13 protein-coding genes are annotated in these 19234 nt (G+C 41.5%); 3 read left to right on the top strand and 10 right to left on the bottom strand.

The features are described 5' to 3' along the window. Positions 1-26 precede the first annotated feature (26 nt). From AL038_RS13425 to AL038_RS13410, 4 genes are all read right to left on the bottom strand, one after another. A complete protein-coding gene (locus tag AL038_RS13425; RefSeq protein WP_236839398.1) occupies positions 27-1154 on the bottom strand; it encodes an ABC transporter permease in 1128 nt (375 codons plus the stop codon). Then, complete coding sequence (locus AL038_RS13420; protein ID WP_062153618.1) at positions 1151-2446, bottom strand: ATP-dependent DNA helicase; 1296 nt, start codon at positions 2444-2446, stop codon at positions 1151-1153. Before AL038_RS13420 ends, AL038_RS13425 begins: the two co-directional genes overlap by 4 nt. Positions 2447-2751: 305 nt before the next feature. Further along, entirely contained in the window at positions 2752-5448 is a 2697-nt protein-coding gene (gene polA, locus AL038_RS13415) for a DNA polymerase I (protein ID WP_062153616.1), read from the bottom strand. Between the two features lie 174 nt (positions 5449-5622). Beyond that, a complete protein-coding gene (locus tag AL038_RS13410; protein WP_236839396.1) occupies positions 5623-6234 on the bottom strand; it encodes a PQQ-dependent catabolism-associated CXXCW motif protein in 612 nt (203 codons plus the stop codon). Between the two features lie 28 nt (positions 6235-6262). On the opposite strand from AL038_RS13410, the gene gcvT reads away from it, so the two are divergent. The 3 genes from gcvT to gcvPA all read left to right on the top strand — a co-directional run bounded on the left by gcvT (position 6263) and on the right by gcvPA (position 9259). Beyond that, the gene (gene gcvT / locus AL038_RS13405) at positions 6263-7369 is read left to right on the top strand and encodes a glycine cleavage system aminomethyltransferase GcvT (RefSeq protein WP_062153612.1); all 1107 of its coding nucleotides are present in this window, start codon (positions 6263-6265) and stop codon (positions 7367-7369) included. Positions 7370-7389: 20 nt separating this feature from the next. After that, positions 7390-7782 (top strand): glycine cleavage system protein GcvH, encoded by a 393-nt coding sequence (gcvH, locus tag AL038_RS13400; protein ID WP_062153610.1) that lies wholly within the window; start codon positions 7390-7392, stop codon positions 7780-7782. 118 nt (positions 7783-7900) lie between these two features. Next, positions 7901-9259: an aminomethyl-transferring glycine dehydrogenase subunit GcvPA gene (gene gcvPA / locus AL038_RS13395; RefSeq protein WP_062153607.1), complete on the top strand. Its 1359-nt coding sequence runs from the start codon at positions 7901-7903 to the stop codon at positions 9257-9259. A 100-nt stretch (positions 9260-9359) separates the two neighbouring features. Here the strand turns inward: gcvPA and AL038_RS13390 are convergent, their stop codons facing one another. The 6 genes from AL038_RS13390 to AL038_RS13365 all read right to left on the bottom strand — a co-directional run bounded on the left by AL038_RS13390 (position 9360) and on the right by AL038_RS13365 (position 19070). Next, positions 9360-11531, bottom strand: coding sequence for an alkaline phosphatase D family protein (locus tag AL038_RS13390; protein ID WP_062153605.1), 2172 nt, complete (start codon positions 11529-11531; stop codon positions 9360-9362). 231 nt (positions 11532-11762) lie between these two features. Next, positions 11763-12926: a WD40/YVTN/BNR-like repeat-containing protein gene (locus tag AL038_RS13385; protein ID WP_062153603.1), complete on the bottom strand. Its 1164-nt coding sequence runs from the start codon at positions 12924-12926 to the stop codon at positions 11763-11765. Positions 12927-12971: 45 nt separating this feature from the next. Continuing rightward, positions 12972-13337: a hypothetical protein gene (locus tag AL038_RS13380; protein WP_062153601.1), complete on the bottom strand. Its 366-nt coding sequence runs from the start codon at positions 13335-13337 to the stop codon at positions 12972-12974. A 533-nt stretch (positions 13338-13870) separates the two neighbouring features. Next, a complete protein-coding gene (locus tag AL038_RS13375) occupies positions 13871-15055 on the bottom strand; it encodes a WD40/YVTN/BNR-like repeat-containing protein (RefSeq protein ID WP_062153599.1) in 1185 nt (394 codons plus the stop codon). 150 nt (positions 15056-15205) lie between these two features. Next, positions 15206-16798, bottom strand: a complete 1593-nt coding sequence (gene nadB / locus AL038_RS13370; RefSeq protein ID WP_101539178.1) for an L-aspartate oxidase — start codon at positions 16796-16798, stop codon at positions 15206-15208. Positions 16799-17108: 310 nt separating this feature from the next. Beyond that, a complete protein-coding gene (locus tag AL038_RS13365) occupies positions 17109-19070 on the bottom strand; it encodes a VWA domain-containing protein (protein WP_062153596.1) in 1962 nt (653 codons plus the stop codon). Positions 19071-19234 lie beyond the last annotated feature (164 nt).

The following is a 19234-nucleotide window of genomic DNA, read 5'->3' as shown; positions in this document are numbered from 1 at the left end:
GATTTAGGGGAAATCTGCGTTATCCTTTAAATTCCAACCCAGCTAAAAATGACGGAAAAAATCGCTTCTGCAAACATTACCAAAAAAATGGCGTGTACGACGCTAATAGTCACTTGTCGCCCAACACTATCCGCGCCCCCTTGTGTTTGAAACCCCTGATAGCAGCCCACAATTGCAATAATCACTGCATACACAACAGTTTTACCAATCCCGATTAAATAATGATAAATCGGCACGGCTTGTGGTAAACGTTCAATAAAATCGCTAAAACTCACATCCAGCGCAAGTTGCGCAATCAACATACCACCGAGTAATCCCATAATATCGGCATACGCGGTTAATAAAGGCAAAGCAATCACCAATGCAATAATTTTAGGGATAACCAATAAATCTAAAGGGGAAATGCCCAACGTACGCAACGCATCAATTTCGCTAGTAACCCGCATTGTGCCAATTTGTGCGGCATAAGCCGAACCACTACGCCCTGCGACCATAATGGCCGTGAGCAAAGGCGACAAAACGCGTAATAACGTAACCCCAACCAAATTTACAACCAGAATATTCGCCCCGTAAATTTTTAATTGTTGCCCGCCTTGATAAGCAATGACAATTCCCATTAGAAACGACATCAGCCCCACAATGGGTAATGCAGTAACACCCGAATTATAAAGCGTTGAAAAAACCGCCTGCCAACGGATACGATATGGCAATAACAGCGCGTGCCACATACAGATAGTCACTTCCCCAACAAAGGCAAGAAAATGATAGACTTCTTCTACAGCACGCCATACTTGTCGTCCGATGTATTCTAAAAATAAAACTTGTTCAACAGTTGGTGTAACGATTTTATCTTGAATATGTTGTGTTGTTAGGCTGAGTAGTTTTTGTTGTTCGGGATGAAAATTTGCAAATTCAACGATTTTTCCCGTCGTACTTAATTGCGCTTGTAAACGACACAATAACCATGCGCCTGCTGTATCCAAATTTTGTATGGCTTGCCCATCTATGGTCACTTGTGACAATGTTGGCAATGTTAATTTACTCAACGTTGTTTCTAGTTTTCCAAGTCCATTTAATGTCCAATCACCTTGACACTGAAGGGTTTCCCCCGTCAAAGTGATGTTTGCTGTGGTCACTTCTTCAGGCATCATCATAATGGCTTTAACTGTTGAAAAAAGTGAATAACTCGTTTGTCAACAATGACATCACTCGCACGTACAGGTTTGCGTAACACCAAGCCATCAAGCGTGCGACAACGGCTTAGCGCAACGTATAATTGCCCATGTGCAAATGCACCCCGTCCTAATTCAATAACCGCGTTATCAAAGGTTTTTCCCTGACTTTTATGAATGGTCATTGCCCATGCTAAGCGTAATGGATATTGTGTAAACGAGCCAATCACGGCCGTTGTGAGTCGTGCTGTACTCGCATCATACTCGTATTTTAAAATCTCCCATTTTACGGGTTCAACTTGATAAATTTCGCCGTCCGTTGTTTCCACCTGCACTAAGTGCGCATTTACCTGTTTTACCCGTCCTAACGTGCCATTTACCCAGCGTTGGTCAACATCATTTTTTACAAACATCACCTGCGCGCCCACTTTTAACGTTAGCTCTATATCCGCAGGCGTATTGTGTGCTTCAAATTCTCCCGTTAGTTTTCCTAGAAAAACATACGCGGGCGTAGTCAACTTTTCTAACTGGACGAGGTTAATATCCATAGCTAACTTATTTGTTGTGCATAAAGTGATGTAATACGCATCATCTGGCACTTCAAACAGGGGTTGATGACGTGTATTGAGTAACATTAATTCGGTTGATGTGATTTGATTATGACGAATAGCATTTAATAATTGCGTAAAATTTTGTTCTTGTTGACGATAAATTTTTTCTAATGCAATGAGTGTGATATCTAAAATATCCATCACATTTGCGCTAAAGAAAAAAGGGCTGTTATAAACCGTATTAAATAATTCCTCTTCTTGCGCAGCGACAACAGGTGGCAATTGAAACAAATCCCCAATAAACACCATCTGCACACCGCCAAAGGGTTGCAAACTATCGCGCCCATTCAGGCGCATAAATTGGTCGATAACATCTAATAAATCTGCTCTAACCATTGAAATTTCATCAATTACCAAAGTATCAATAGATTGATACAAAGCGCGACGTTTACCAGAAACGGGTTTTACTTCGCTAGGATGAATCGGGCGAGAAGGTAAGCGGAAAAAAGAATGTAAAGTTGAACCATCAACATTTAAGGCAGCAACCCCCGTTGGTGCAAGAACGACTATTTTTTTACGGGTATGCGCGCGAAAATGGGTTAATAACGTAGATTTTCCCGTTCCTGCCTTACCTGTTAAAAAAACAGACAAACTGGTATTTTCTAACAAATGTAAGGCGTGTTGAAATTCGGGTGTTATTTCTAAAGATGGCGGTATTGGCATAGGTGCGCTCTGGTGCTAACAGTGTTTAACTGTTCATTTTATACGATTTAAGCGTGCGGGTAGTGCTAAAGCAATTAGGATAGGATTTTTAGAACTACCTGCTTGAAAGATAAAAGTATTAAAGGTAATTTTTAAAAATATCCCAAATACCACCGCGTCAAGCCGTGTTATCCGTTTTAAAAACAGTCTGAATCAAAATTACCAGAATTTAAAAACAAGAAAAATGTTTTTCAAAAATAACAGACTTTTGGCTAAAGTAGCTTATATAGCAATGTGTTATCGTTTAACTTATTTTTGTAAACCGTCTAATGTGCTTCATCCCAATTATTTCCTACCCCTATCTCTACCAACAATGGCACACGCAATATTGCAACAGAACACATTAATTGCCGAATCGTTTCACAAGCGGCCTCAATAAAATCATCAGCCACTTCAAAAACTAATTCATCATGAACTTGCATAATCATTTTTACACGCGCGGGATTTTCCACTGTCCACGTATGCAAGGCTATCATGGCTTTTTTAATAATATCGGCGGCAGTTCCTTGCATGGGCGCGTTAATCGCGGTGCGTTCAGCGTATTGACGGCGTTGATGATTGCGTGCATTGATTTCAGGTAAATATAAACGTCGTCCGAATACCGTTTCTACATAACCCTGCTCATGCGCTTGGGCTTGCGTCTCTTCCATGTATTTTTTAACATCAGGATAGCGAGCAAAATAGGCATCGATATAACTTTGGGCTTCTGTGCGTCCAATTTCTAATTGTTTGCCCAGACCAAACGCAGACATGCCATAAATCAAACCGAAATTAATCGCTTTTGCATTGCGTCGTTGTGTGGTGCTGACATCGGCTAAGGGTACGCCAAATACCTCTGCTGCCGTTGCGCGGTGAATATCTTCACCCAAACTAAAGGCTTTTAATAAGCCTGCATCTTGAGACAAATGCGCCATAATCCGCAATTCAATTTGTGAATAATCCGCTGCGACAATTTTAAATCCTTTGGGTGCGACAAAGGCTTGACGAATACGGCGACCTTCAAGCGTGCGAATGGGGATATTTTGCAAATTGGGTTCAGTTGAAGATAACCGCCCTGTCGTTGTTACGGCTTGCTGATAAGATGTATGCACACGCCCTGTGCGTGCTTTAATTTGTTGCGGTAGCGCGTCGGTATAAGTTGATTTTAATTTGCTTAAGGTGCGGTGTTCTAAAATCAGCGCGGGAAAGGGATAATCATGTGCTAATTCTTGCAGCACAGATTCAGCGGTAGAGGGTTGTCCTTTTGGGGTTTTTTCTAAAATGGGCAAATTGAATTTTTCGAATAAAATGGTTTGTAATTGTTTAGGCGAATTAAGATTAAAGACCATGCCTGCTTGTTCATGCGCTTGGATTTCTAGGGTTTGTAAACGGCTGGCGAGTTCGTTACTTTGTGCATAAAGCTTGTCTGCATCTATCATTACGCCGTTGCGTTCCATTTGTAATAAAACAGGAATTAAGGGCATTTCTATGTCGGTGAATACCGCTTGTAAACTGGGGGTGGTTTGTAAATCTGCCCATAATTTGCGATGTAATTGCCATGTCACATCTGCATCTTCTGCCGCGTAATCCGTTGCAATTTCTAAAGAAACTTGGTTAAAACGTAATTGTTTTGCTCCTTTGCCCGCTACTTCTTCAAAAGTCGTGGTTTTAATATTGAGATGTGCGAGGGCTAGAGAATCCATATCGTGCGGGCGCGTGCTGTCTAGCACATAAGATTCTAATAAGCTATCGTAAGCAATGCCTTGTAATTGAATGTTATTATTTGCCAAAATGTGCGCGTCAAATTTAATATTTTGTCCAATTTTGCCAATGGTTGGGTTTTCTAGTAATGGTTTGCAAAGTTGTAATACTCGTTCACGGCTGAGTTGTGGTGGCGCGCCCATGTAGTCGTGTGCGACAGGAATATAAATTGCCTCATCCGCTTGTAACGCAAACGATAGTCCAACTAATTGGGCTTGTAGATAATCTAATCCATCGGTTTCTGTATCAAATGCAAAAGTGGTGACTTGGGCTAACCGCTTAAGCCATGTTTGTAATTCAGTTTCTGTTAAAATGCACTGATAATGCCTATCGCGCGTAATCGGGGCGGTTGCAGCAATCAGTGTTGCTTCTGTGGGTAGTTCGTGTAACCAGTTTTTAAATTCTAATGTTTGATAAATCTGACGTAAGCTTGTGTTATCACTGGTTTTGAGTGTTAATGTTTGTGGCGTTTCGCTGAGAGGGACATCACAACGTATGGTTATTAATGCTTTCGTTAGGGGTAAATAATGCAATGCAGCGCGTAGATTTTCGCCGACTTTGCCTTTAATTTGCGCGCTATTTGCAATAATAGTGTCCAACGACGTGTATTGTTCTAGCCATTTTGCCGCTGTTTTTTCGCCGACTTTATCCACACCGCGCACATTATCTACTTTATCACCAACCAAACTTAAAAAATCAATGATTTGTGCAGGTGTCACCCCAAATTTTTCTTTTACCCCTTGCGGGTCTAAGCGGGTGTTATTCATCGTATTAATTAAGGTAATATGTTCATTCACTAGCTGTGCTAAGTCTTTATCACCTGTAAAAATTAATACTTCCATGCCTGCTTTTTCTGCTTGTTGTGCCAATGTTCCAATCACATCATCGGCTTCTACCCCCGCTACCGATAACAGTGGAAAACCCAGTGCTTGCACAATTTGATGAATAACTGCAATTTGTTCGACTAACTCGGGCGGCATGGGTGGGCGGGTGGCTTTATAATCAGCAGATAATTCATGGCGAAAGGTATCGCCTTTTGCGTCAAAAATCACGGCGGCATGGGTTGGTTGATATTCTTTTAATAAATTCCGTAACATGTTTGTAACCCCATATACTGCCCCTGTCGGCATTCCTTCCGAGTTATTTAAGGATGGCATCGCATGAAAGGCGCGGTATAAGTAGGAAGAACCGTCGACGAGAATAAGCGTATTTTGGGTTGTCATAGAAATAACTGTCGTTACGTTTTTATAAGGGTGTTCGAAGTATAAGGGAAAAGAGTGTCTGAATCAGGATTTTCAGGCGTATCCGTATTGACAGAATTTAAAGATAGGAAAAACTGTGGTTGCAAAAGTTGTACGGATAACACAGTGTTGAGTGGTGGTATCCGTTTTTAAAACTTACTCCATAGACAAGGGAACAGGTATTGAGTTTTCCAATGTTTGTCCTGCTTCTTTCCAACCATCAGTTCCTTCGGGATACCAATAAATGCGGGTGTATCCCATGGTTAAAGCCCGTTTACTCGCGTTCCATGACATCCAGCAATCGACGATACAGTAAAATACAATAGGGTGGTTTTTATTCCCTTGCGTAGCTTTCGCTAAATTATCGCTAAAATAGGCTTGCATCTGTGAATTTATTATTCCATATCCAACATTGGGCAACCAAAGGCTATGCGGTAAATTTGCACGGGGTTCACTTAGTAGCCATGCGCCATCAAAGAGGGCGGATTCAGCTCGATAAGTCACGGCGAGTACATCAACTAATAAAACAGGTTCTTGTTGTAAAAGTTTAATCAGTTCTGCGGTGGTAATTGTCGTCGCGCCTGCGAGCAATCGTGGTGTGGGGGCGCGATAGTTATCCATGCGATAATCTGCTGACCAAACGGAAATAGGTTGTAGTAGTAACAACCAGACTAAAGGGTTGTAAAATAGCCATCCACGGCGAGGATAAGGCTTGTTATGCGACTTGATAAAAGCTATTTTTAAAGTCAATATGTAAATATTATTCACATTTCACCCCGAAATTTAATAGAAAACTATGGGCAAACAAACACCGCTGTACGCAAAACATTTACAAGCTAACGCTAAAATTGTCGATTTTAGCGGTTGGGATATGCCGTTACATTATGGTTCACAACTTAATGAACATCATCAAGTACGCCAATATGCAGGTGTTTTTGATGTGTCTCACATGGCCGTTGTGGATTTAATGGGTCAGCGCGTTACGGAGTTTTTGCGCTATTTATTAGCAAATGATGTCGCCCGTTTAAAAATCATCGGTAAGGCGTTATATACCTGTATGTTGAATGAACAGGGCGGTATTTTAGATGATTTGATTGTTTATAAACAAACGGATACTCAATATCGCATGGTTGTCAATGCAGGTACACGCGATAAAGATTTATGCTGGATTCGTCAGCACGCGCAAGCCTTTGGTGTGCAGGTTGTGGAACGTGTCGATTTAGCCATGTTAGCGATTCAAGGGCCACAAGCCCGCGAGATAACCCGCACACTATTGCCAACAGCGTTGCAAGAAAGTGCAATGGCATTAGGCGTTTTTCAGGCTTGTTGGAATGCCGAAACATTTGTTGCACGCACTGGTTATACGGGTGAAGATGGATTTGAAGTGATTTTGCCCGCCCAAGCCGCGCCCGCGTTTTGGGATGGTTTGCTTGCACAAGGGGTAAAACCCATAGGATTGGGCGCGCGTGATACCTTGCGCTTAGAAGCAGGTATGAATTTATATGGCGTGGATATGGATGAAAATTATACCCCGTTAGAATCAGGCTTAACATGGACAGTTGCATGGCTACCTGATAATCGTGATTTTATCGGACGTGCTGCCCTACAAGCGCAATTAGACGCGGGTGAGCATTATGTCACCGTTGGTTTAGTTCTAAAAGCGAAAGGGGTTTTACGTTCCCATCAAACGGTACATGTGCAAGGGGTGGGAGAAGGACAAATTACCAGCGGTACGTTTTCACCAACACTGGGGTTTTCCGTCGCGCTAGCACGGCTACCCGCTGGTGTTTATGAAGCAGTGACGGTTGCTATTCGTAATAAACAATTGCCTGCACAAGTGGTTAAACCGCCTTTTGTGCGTAATGGTAAAGCCTTAATTGAACTTCCTAATTTTATTGATTAAATGATAAAGGAGAGCGGTATATGAGCGAAATTCTGGACGATTTAAAATATGCATCCAGTCATGAGTGGGTCAGAATAGAAAATGATGTTGCTATTATTGGTATTACTGACCACGCACAACAATTATTAGGGGATTTGGTTTTTATTGAATTACCCGAAATTGGACAGCCTGTTGATGCGGGTGATGAATGTGCAGTTGTAGAATCGGTAAAAGCCGCTTCTGACGTGTATAGCCCAGTGGGTGGTGAAGTGATTGCAGTAAATGCCAGTTTAGTGGATGAACCTGAACTGGTTAATAAAAGTCCCTATTATGACGGTTGGCTGTTTAAAGTCCGCTTAAGCGATGGTGATGCAGGGCTAGATGATTTATTAAGTGCAGAAGAATACTCAGAAAATCTTGAAGCTGAACACTAACGCATTACAGCATTTTTGTGTTTAACCGTTATCAAGCGCGTCGTCAGTTGTCATCGGTTAAACACAATATCATTTTCTTATCACCTATCGCTCCATTCACCCATTCATTGAACCCACAATGCCCTACATTCCGCATACACAAGATGATATAGACGCAATGTTAGCTACCATTGGTATCGGTAGCATAGAAGCGTTATTTGATGAAATCCCGCCCGCCTTACGTTGCGCTCAATTAGACCAATTACCGCCACGTCTAACAGAAATGGAAATTGCACAACTGATGCGTCAACGCGCCACACAAGATGGCAACGCATTATGCTTTATCGGGGCGGGTGCTTATGAGCATCATATTCCCGCAGCGGTTTGGGAAATTACCACCCGTGGCGAATTCTATTCTGCCTACACCCCTTATCAAGCAGAAGCCAGTCAAGGCACTTTACAATTACTTTACGAATATCAAACAATGATGACCCGTTTAACGGGTATGGATGCGTCCAACGCCTCGTTATACGATGGTGCGAGTGCGCTGGCTGAAGCCATTTTAATGGCCGTTCGTTTAACAAAATCCGCTAAAGCGAACACCGTTTTACTTCCCGCAACCGTTCATCCTATTTATCGCCAAGTTATTCAAACACTGGTTAAAAACCAAGGGATTATCTTACAAGAAATTCCCTATAATCCCAGTACAGGCACAATAGACACCAATCAGTTACCACAGGTTACTGAAGAAATCGCCGCACTGGTTATTCCCCAACCCAATTTTTTTGGCATGTTAGAAGCCGTTGACAAGCTCACTGATTGGGCAAAAGCCAATAAATTACTGGTTATTGCACAAGTTAATCCCTTAACGCTTGCCGTTCTTTCCTCGCCTGACACATGGGGTGAACAAGGGGCTGACATTGTTTGTGGTGAGGGACAACCCTTAGGTATTCCACTTGCATCGGGTGGCCCTTATTTTGGGTTCTTATGTTGTAAAAAAGACTATGTCCGCCAAATGCCCGGACGGATTATTGGGCGCACGCTAGACGTTGACGGTAAAGAGGGTTTTGTACTGACCTTGCAAGCGCGTGAACAACACATTCGCCGTTCTAAAGCCACCTCGAATATTTGTACCAATCAAGGCTTAATGGTCACTGCAGCCACCATTTATCTATCAATTATGGGGGCAGAAGGCTTAGAACGTACTGCACTAGCCTGTCATGCAAATACGCACCAACTCGTAGCACGTTTAAACCGTATTCAAGGCGTAACCCCTGTTTTTACAGGGCATTACTTTCATGAACAGGTATTACGATTAAACAAACCCGTTGCAGAAGTTTTACGCGCATTAGCCGCGCAAGGCATTTGGGGAGGGTATGATGTCAGTCATTACTATCCCGAATTGTCCCATTGTTTATCCGTCTGCGCGACAGAAACCCGTACAGTCGACGATATTGAATTCTATGCGACAACGTTGGAAAAAATATTGGCGAGCTGAAGTAAGTCAGGATTTTCCCCTCAATCCCCCGTAAAAGGGGGAAGTTTTATCAGCGGGTTAGGAATAAGTTTCGCTATTTGTTTTAAATAGACAACTTGCGCTAGGTGAATAACTCCCCTGCTTTTACCTGAAAGTGCAAGGTTTGTACTTTATTACGCAAGGTTTCACGGTCTGCATAATAATTTGTAAATGCGTTATCGGCTGTTAATAAATGATAACGCACAGCAACCCCCTCACTGCTCACTTCCATCACAGCAACCCCATTTGCATCACTATTCGCGTAACGAATCATTGGATTCGCCCTTTGTAGAAGTAAATCAATAGCGGCTGTAATGGCTGTAACATTGGTTAAACCAATTTCTGTTGCTTGATTAGCAGCGAGGCTAGAAAATGTACCTGATGAAACAGATGTACCTGTAAACTCAAAGGTTCTTTCGCCATGTTGAGAAACATAACTTGCATGAATATCGCCAGCAATACTCACCGTATTAGGAACACTATCTAACAATTGCAATAACGCCGCTTTTTTATTCACAAAACCATCCCATTGGTCAACATTAAAATAAAATAAATGTCGAAAAGCGGTTGGTAAACTATCTAAAAGTGCAACAAACTCAGTGGGCAATCCCGCCGTATTGGCTAAATCTAATAATAAACTGGTGAAAGAAACAGAACTCCCCACTACCCGCCAAGTTTGAGTAGAATTTAACAACGCATTAGTCAGCCATGTTTCTTGCGTTTGTCCAAAACCATTTTGTCCGCTATCACCAGACCCCATTAAATATTGATAGTTAGCATATAAATCATAGGATTGCTTAACAACCAAATACCGCGAACCCAGCGAACTAAACAGCGATTGTTTACCCAAGGCTAGATATGATAAACCCCGATTCATACTGGCTAACTGGGCGGTCTCAAAAACGGCTAGCGGGCTGCTAGTGGTTTGGTTATAGGCTTGAATAAAGCTATTGACCACCGTTGCATCCAAATTTCCCCGAATAACATTAACCGCTCGTTGTTGCGCATCGGTTGTAAGAATCCCTTCGGCAATATAAGCTTGTGTTACAACTGCAATTAATACCATTTTTAACGAGGCAAACTCTGCATTGTCAATATTAATATAGGGCAAAAATGAAGCGCGAACAGCTTGAAAATCTAACCCTTGTCCATTGATTAATTGACTTAATGTTGCCTCATCCAGCACAACCGTTGCGGGAAACGCATCTTCCCGAATTAAATGGTCAGGACGATAACTGCGATAATCCGTCATGATTAAATGCAGATGTTTTCCAAAATAAAAATCACGATAAATTCGATTATTTGGATATAAAGTTGCATCGTTCACACCGATTGCACCTTCGATAACCTCATCCAAATCAACGGGCATATATTCCAGCCATGCCCGTTCTGCGTTCTGCCGACGACTAACGGATAACTCACTTTTACGTTCATCAAACGTTGTTGCTGTCGCGCCCCAACAATCATCTGCAAACTCATGGTCATCCCAAATAGGAATCATTGGGATAGATTCATGTATTTCTTGCAATAACGAATCACTGCGATAAGTTCGATACAACTGGCGATAATTATCTAAAGAGGCGGCTAAATAATACGGACTGCCATTACTTGCATAAGCAGTGATTACATTCGCTTGGTCGTCAAATTGAATAACGCGCGTTCCGCTAACATTCTGAAAGCTAGGGTCACCTGTACTTTCATATACATAATCACCCAAATGAATAAAAAAATCGGCTTGCTCATCCAATAACTTAATATAAGGATTGTAATAACGCCCGATATAATCCTGACAACTGACAAACCCAAATTTAACTGCAACATCCGTAGTGATTGCGGGGGCTGTTTTTGTTTTTGCTGTTTTGGTGGTGAGATATTCCCCATTTTTTAAATACAAAAAACGGTAGTAATACGTTGTCGCGGGATTTAAATGAATGACTTTGATTTTGACACAATGGTCATGGTTTGCTTGCGCATTAACAGTTGTATCAACTAGTTTTTTAGAAAAATCAATGGCTGTGGCAACTTGTAGGCGTAATGTAAAATCACTATTGGCTGATTCCGCCAACCGTGTCCATAACACCACACTATTTGTCTTTGGGTCACCAGAAGCCAGCGATTGCGGAAAATAATCGGATGCAATGCGTGATGGGGTTTCACTGTCATCATTACAGCCCACTAACTGGCTTCCCACCGTCCACACGCCCGCACTAACAACTAATGTGCGTAAAAATTGACGACGATTATATGCACCCATAATAGTTTCCTCACCGTTATATAAAAAAACAATAAATATAATGGGCTATGGTAAGCAACTTTTATGAACGCACTGTGTCAATTTGTTTATGAAGGGTTTAAAACAGGAGAAATTAAAAGTTATAGAATCCATTGAAGTGGAAGATGAATAATCCAGAAGTAACGTTATAAAAAATAGGATATCTCATATTATTAATGAGATATCCTATTTCAATAACACACTCAAATAGATTTAACGCGCTTGAATACCTGATACATCAAAACGCAAATCAGACTCATGTCCTGTCAATTCAATGTTAAGCATACTGCTATCATTATCGATACGCAGACAAGGAATATCGACGGTATTTTGTGCTGAATGGTAGGTGGCAACGCAATCGCTATCGGTAACAACACGATACAATCCGCTATCTTGTACCCCAACAAAGAGAATTTCAGGATGGTGTGGATTGATGACCATAGAGCGAATATTGGGTTGTGATATAACGTCGGTTGATAATTCTGTCCAAGTTTTCCCCCCATTCGCGCTACGATATAAACCTGTGCGCGCGCCTAAATAAACAATTTCTGGATTATGGGGGTCAATCACAATATTATCGGCTGCAATATGATGAATAGTCTCCCATGTTTCTCCCCCATCAGTACTTTTGCTAACACGCGGTTCATATTCTCTAGGCGGGTTATAGTGTTCTTCACTAACATAAAGTGTATTTGGATGATGCGGGTCAACAGCAATGGGTAAATTTGCACCAAGTAGGGTGGAATAAAAGTTAGCTTTTAATACCCAAGTTTGTCCTTGATCGATACTTTTATGAAGTTCATAAGCACGAACACCACCACTGAAGGGTGTATCATTAGTACTCAGATAAAGGGTATTAGGATTTTGTGGATTCACGGCGAGAAATGATGGCGAATATGGAGAAGGTGAGGCGTTTTCCCAGTTATCACCACCATCAACACTTTTGAGAAAACCATAATTTAAAAAATAAAGAATATTAGGATTATAAGGATTGATTCTTAATTGAATCAAGTAACCCGTATTTTCATATTTTTTTACCCAAGAGATACCATTATCCTCAGATTTAAAGACACGAACTGTTGAATCATCGCGGGTTGTTAGATAGATAATAGCCGTATTTTGTGGGTTAATAACGATACCATTAATTACCCCTTCAACATTTGCCGTTTCTAGCTGTTCCCAATGTTCCCCACCGTCTTTACTCTGATAAAGTAAGTCAGCATCCGTAAAATAGAGCGTATTCGGATTATGCGGAGAGATAGCAATCGTATCGTTTTCCCCAAATCCACCGCGACCACTTGCGACACGTTCCCATTGTGTGGCGTAAACCGTATTGGAAAAAACTAATAAATAAAGCAAGATAAAAAAGTTTTTCATTGTGGCATCCTTAATTAAACTCACTTAGCAATTAATCAAGCTGTTCTAATCGGATAACTGATTTCTTTTAAGTACCGTTATGAGAACCGCATTTAAAAAATCATCAGAAGAGGCGTTATAAGCTTCTTTGATGGTATGTGGTGTAAATTCTTTTCCTTCAAAGGAACAGGAAACAGGATTTTCTCTGTTTAAAGTCAAGTGGTGCATGGGTGTTTTTGTTCCATAGACATTCCCTTTTGGTGCTTTTGACAAAAAGAAAAGACTAGTCTGTCCTTTCGCATCACTCGAACTGTATTCAGTGGTTATTTGGGGTTGAAACACGCGATAAATAATTGGTTGTTGAGATAATTCTTCCTTATTCTTACCTACGATAAGTTTTTCAACCGTGATTTCGTAATCAACGTATGGCATACCCAGCGGTATTGGGGTTAGTTTATCTAACGCTGCGAGTGAGCTTGCATTATTTTGATGACCATAAAAAACACCTTTTGTCAGTACCTTCCCAATTTGTCCAACGACAATTAAATCATAGGAGTCAACAAGTTACTGAATATTGCTTGGCATTTTACCCAATTGATATATGTAGGCACAACTGCTAGACAATCTTTGGAAAAGATGCCTATCAACAGTAGTGTAAATAGCTTGTTTTTAAAATCTTTATATTTACTCTTTATATATTAAGCACTTAAAATACAATAGGTATCATAGTGTAAAAAAACAACAAAAGCAATTCATTAGTGAAAGATATTTGTTTGAATAGTCACGCAAAAGTAGATGATGATGTAATCTAGCATTAACATGTCCCCTCACAATAATTATTAATTGTTTGACTTCTGTATCCAAAAGATAATTCCTACAATTGGTGTTGATTATTTCTATATAAAATAAAGGATATATCATATAATTAACGATATATCCTATTTTAATAACACGCTCAACTAGATTTAACGCGCTTGAATGCCCGATACATCAAAGTGCAAATCAGATTCACGTCCAGTCAACTCGACATTCAATACATTGTTATCATTATCGATACGCAGACAAGGAATATCGACGGTATTTTGTGCTGAATGGTAGGTGGCAACGCAATCACTATCGGTAACAACACGATACAATCCGCTATCTTGTACCCCGACAAAGAGAATTTCAGGATGGTGTGGATTGATGACCATAGAGCGAATATTGGGTTGTGATATAACGTCGGTTGATAATTCTGTCCAAGTTTTCCCCCCATTCGCGCTACGGTATAAACCTGTTCGTGCCCCTGAATAAACAATTTCTGGATTATGAGGGTCAATTACAATATTGTCGGTTGCAATATTATGAATAACCTCCCATGTCTCCCCCCCATCAGTACTTTTGCGAACACGAGGTTCATAGTACGGCTCACCAATATAAAGTGTATTTGGATGATGTGGATCAACCGCAATGGGTAAATTTGTATCAAATATACCTGACATTAATCTCGTTTTTAATACCCAAGTTTGTCCTTGGTCAATACTCTTATAAAATCCAACGGCAAAACCAATGCCGTCCAAAAGACTATCAGCAGTACTCAGATAAAGCGTATTGGGATTTTGCGGATCAATGGCGAGAAATGATGAGATAAACCGGTAACTTGACGCAGCTCTTTCCCAATTATCACCACCATCAACACTTTTAAGGAAAGGAGAATGATAAGAGGAAAAAAGAGTAGGACGATCATCAAGAAGATAAAGGATATCAGGATGATAAGGATTTATTCTTAACTGAATCAGTTGACTTGTGTTCTCATGCTTTTTTACCCAAGAGATGCCATTATCCTCAGATTTAAAGACACGTACGGTGGATGTTGAATTATCCACGGTTGTTAGGTAAATAATAGCCGTATTTTGTGGATTAATAACGATACCATTAATTACCCCTTCAACATTTGCCGTTTCTAACTGCTCCCAATGTTCCCCACCGTCTTTACTCTGATAAAGCAAGTCAGCATCGGTGAAATAGAGCGTATTTGGATTATGCGGAGAAATGGCAATCGTATCGTTTTCCCCAAATCCACCGCGACCACTTGCGACACGTTCCCATTGTGTGGCGTAAACCGTATTGGAAAAAACTAATAAATAAAGCAAGATAAAAAAGTTTTTCATTGTGGCATCCTTATGAATCAAGATATTAGAATGCCTTTATAATTAAACTAAATTAAGCCATTAATCAAGCTATATTAATCTGATTTTCTGCATTATTTTTTATTCTTGCGGGTTAAAAAACAAAGGGCGAATAAAATTCGCCCTTTTTATTTACGGTACTAACACTGTATTTTGTGGCTCTGGTGAGCGTTCAGGATAATCTAAGGTGTAATGTAACCCACGACTTTCTTTACGTAATAGCGCAGAGCGGATAATTAAATCGGCGACAACGACTAAATTCCGTAACTCAATTAAGTCATTGCTTATGCGGAAATTACTGTAATATTCATGAATTTCATTTTGTAGTAAATCCACGCGCCGTTTTGCCCGTTCTAACCGTTTTGTAGTGCGGACGATACCGACGTAATCCCACATAAACCGTCGTAATTCATCCCAGTTGTGCGAAACGACAACCTCTTCATCCGAATCTGTGACACGGCTTTCATCCCAACTAGGAACGGCAGGTGGTGCAGAAACATTTTCAAGTTGCGCCAAAATATCTTGGCTTGCACTGTGTCCGAAAACTAAACATTCTAGTAATGAATTACTTGCCATACGGTTTGCGCCGTGCAAGCCTGTAAATGCGGATTCTCCAATGCAATATAAACCTGCAATATCGGTGTGTCCGTGACGGTCGGTTACAACGCCACCGCAGGTGTAATGCGCAGCAGGAACAATGGGGATGGGTTGATTTGCCATGTCGTAGCCTAGTTCTAGGCAACGGTGATAAATATTCGGGAAGTGGGAAACAATAAATTGTTCGGATTTGTGGGTAATGTCTAAAAATACGTAATCACTGCCGATGCGTTTCATTTCATGGTCAATCGCACGGGCGACAATGTCGCGGGGGGCGAGTTCGGCACGGGGGTCAAAGCGGTGCATGAAGGGTGTGCCGTCAGGGAGAAGTAAACGTCCCCCTTCTCCGCGCACCGCTTCACTGATTAAAAATGATTTGGCTTCGGGGTGAAATAAGCAGGTTGGGTGAAATTGGATAAACTCCATGTTGCCCACGCGACAACCTGCCCGCCATGCCATTGCAATGCCATCGCCTGTCGCAACATCAGGATTGCTGGTGTATAGATAAACTTTACCCGCGCCCCCTGTGGCAAGCACGACAAAACGCGCACGCATTGCAATGATTTCATTGGTATCACGATTAAGAACGTATGCCCCTAGACAGCGGTTTGTTTCAAGCCCTAATTTTTTGCCTGTAATGAGGTCAATAGTGATGTGACGTTCTAGCAGGCGAATGTTGGGATGGGCAGCCGCTTTTGCTGTGAGGGTGGTAACAACGGCTTTTCCTGTTGCATCATCAACATGAATTACGCGACGGTGGCTATGTCCGCCTTCGCGGGTGAGATGGTAGGTTAGTTGTCCATCAATATTAGATTCTTGGGTAAAAGGGACACCTTGTTTAATTAACCAAGCGATGCGGTCTGGCCCTTCTGCAACGGTAAAATGGACAATATCACGGTCGCACAGTCCGGCCCCTGCATTTAAGGTGTCTTCTACATGGGAGTTAAGGGAGTCATCTTCCCCTAAAACAACGGAAATCCCCCCTTGTGCATATTGGGTACTGCCTGAGTCTATAGCGGCTTTAGACAGCACGGCAACACGTGCATGGTCAGCAAGTTCTAACGCGAGGCTTAAACCTGCCGCTCCGCTGCCAATTACTAATACATCATATTCAGCCTGTTGGGTCATAATATCTTGGAATTCTTCAGTAATCTTAAGCTATGTAGAATACAAAATGGTGTCATTATTATTTGAATGACATGGTAAAAAGATTAACATAAATTTCAGGTTTTTAATTGCGTTGCCTGTGGGTTTTTATTGGGCGTGTTGGGCGGCGATATATAGTAAACGCACTATAAAAAATACAGAGGGTTAGCAGTCCTCACAGGATTGCTAACCCTGAATTTAAATCACTTTATGGCGCGTTTGCTATATTTCGGCAAGATGGATGGTAATAATTTTATTTATCAAGTTTTTACCATCCATTTTTGCGGAGGTGTTACCACTCTTTTCCTGTCGTGGGTTGTTGTTGCTGGCTGTATTGATACTGGAATTTGCGCCGTAATAAACCGCTGGGGTCGTCTGGAATACGTCTTAACCATTGTTCTTGCGCGGTTTGTTCTTCTGTCATTGGTTTTGTTTCGTCAACATTCGCTTGTGCCGTCTCTTTGTTTTTCTCTGGGTCTGTGGCGGGTTTTTCTGCTTTTTCACTCGGTTGTGGTGCAGGTTTCTCTTCCGCTTTTTTCAGGTCTTCTTTTTTATCAGCAGGTTGATTTTTGGCTTGTTGTTCGTCTTTAGATGAATCGGCAGGTTTATCTTGTGAGTCAGCATGTTGTTGTGCAGCATCTTTGTTATTCTGCTGTTTATCATCTTGTTGTTGCGCGTTTTGTTGCTGTTGGTCTTGTTGATTCTGTTGATTCTGTTGATTCTGCTGATTTTGGGCGTTTTTGTCGTCCTTATCGTTTTTTTGTTTATCTTCTTTGTTTTCTTTGTCTTTTTTATCTTTGTCTTTGTCTTGTTGTTTATCTTGTTTCTTGTCTTCTTGCTTTTGTTGTTCTAGTAATTGTTCAACTTTTTCCTTGTTATAACGGGCATCTTCATGGTTTGGGTTTTGGGCTAAGGCTTGTTTGTAAGCCTCGATAGCTTCAGGGTATTTGCCAAGTTTTGTCAGTGCGTTGCCTTTGTTATATAGGCTGTCAGGGGTGTTTAAACCTGATAGGGTTTGTAGTGCTTGTTCATATTGTCCTGCTTTGTAGCTGGCAGCGGCTTTCCATGCGGGGTCATTAAATAGGGTCGCGGCGGTTTTTGCGTCGCCTGCTTGTAGGGCTTGGCTGGCTTGTTGGTCTGGAGTTGCCCAGAGTTGTTGCCATAGGCTTGGGGATTCTGTGGTATTTTCTTCTGCGTGTGCAGGGGGGGGATTTGTGATGGAGAGCAGTGTAATTAGTATAATAAAAACAAAATGTCCGCGTTTAAAGGCGAGTGCCGCAATGGGGAGTACAAGGAGGAGTAGGTATGTGCCTAGTTCATACCAGCGTTCAACGTGTAGTTGTGTTGCTTGTCGGGATTCTAGTTTTTTATCGTATTGTTGGTTTAAGAGGGCAAATAGCGCGTTAGTATCTACATCGCTAATACTTAAGTGTTGGTAAATGCCACCGCCTTGATTGCTGAGTTGCATTAGAGTGGTTTCGTTGAGTGTGGGAATGACAATTGCCCCTTGTGAGTCTTTTAAAAAGCCACTGTCTGCAATGGGAATGGGCGCACCTTGGGAAGTGCCTACACCAAAGATGGAGAGTTGATAGCCTGCTTGGGTTAGTTTTTGTACAGTATTGGGGGTTTGGTTTGTTTCTGCTTCATCGGTGATGAGTAGAATTTGTCCGTTTTTTATCCCTGCTTGTTGTAGCAGTTCCATGGCTTTTTGTAGGGCTAAATCGGTTCGCCCCCCTTGTACGGGCATTATATCTGGGGTCAGTGCGGGGAGTTGTGACAGTATTGTTTCTTTGTCATCAGTTAATGGGGTGACGACAAAGGCGGAGCCTGCAAAAACCAGTAATGCGGTTTGTCCTGTTTGTCGTCGGTTGAGAATGTCGGCAATTTTATAGCGGGCGCGTTCTAAACGGCTGGGTTTTATATCTTCTGCATTCATTGAGCGCGATAAATCAAGGGCGATGACTAAAGCAGATTGTTCACGAAAAACGGGTTGGGGTAGGCGTTCTATTGTCGGTCCTGCTAAGGCAAGAATCGCAAGCGTTCCTGCAATGGCGATGAGAAACGTCGCAGGGGTTGGTGTTGGGTCTTGGTCTTGTCGTAGCAAAATATGTGGGAGTAGTTGCGGGTCACAAATGTTTGCCCATTGACCATTTTGTCTGCGCCGTTTTAGCCAAAAATAAAAGAGGATGATGAAGGGTAAAAATGCGAGTAATGCCGTAGGGCGTAAAAAGTGAAAGTCTGTCCAGTTCATCATAATTATGTGAAGTAATCTGTATTGAATGAATATTTGCTTGTGTGAAAAATAGGGGAAAGAATCTTGCTCGGGGTTATTAAAATAGAAGTAATCCAAAGCTGTTTCTGTTTGTTTACTAAGATACAACGATTAGCTAGCGCAAATTATTATATTTTTGTAAGGTT

The organism is Beggiatoa leptomitoformis (assembly GCF_001305575.3).
GTDB lineage: Bacteria > Pseudomonadota > Gammaproteobacteria > Beggiatoales > Beggiatoaceae > Beggiatoa > Beggiatoa leptomitoformis.
Note: the sequence above shows the minus strand (reverse complement) of the source record. Positions and strands in the feature narration are given on the sequence as shown.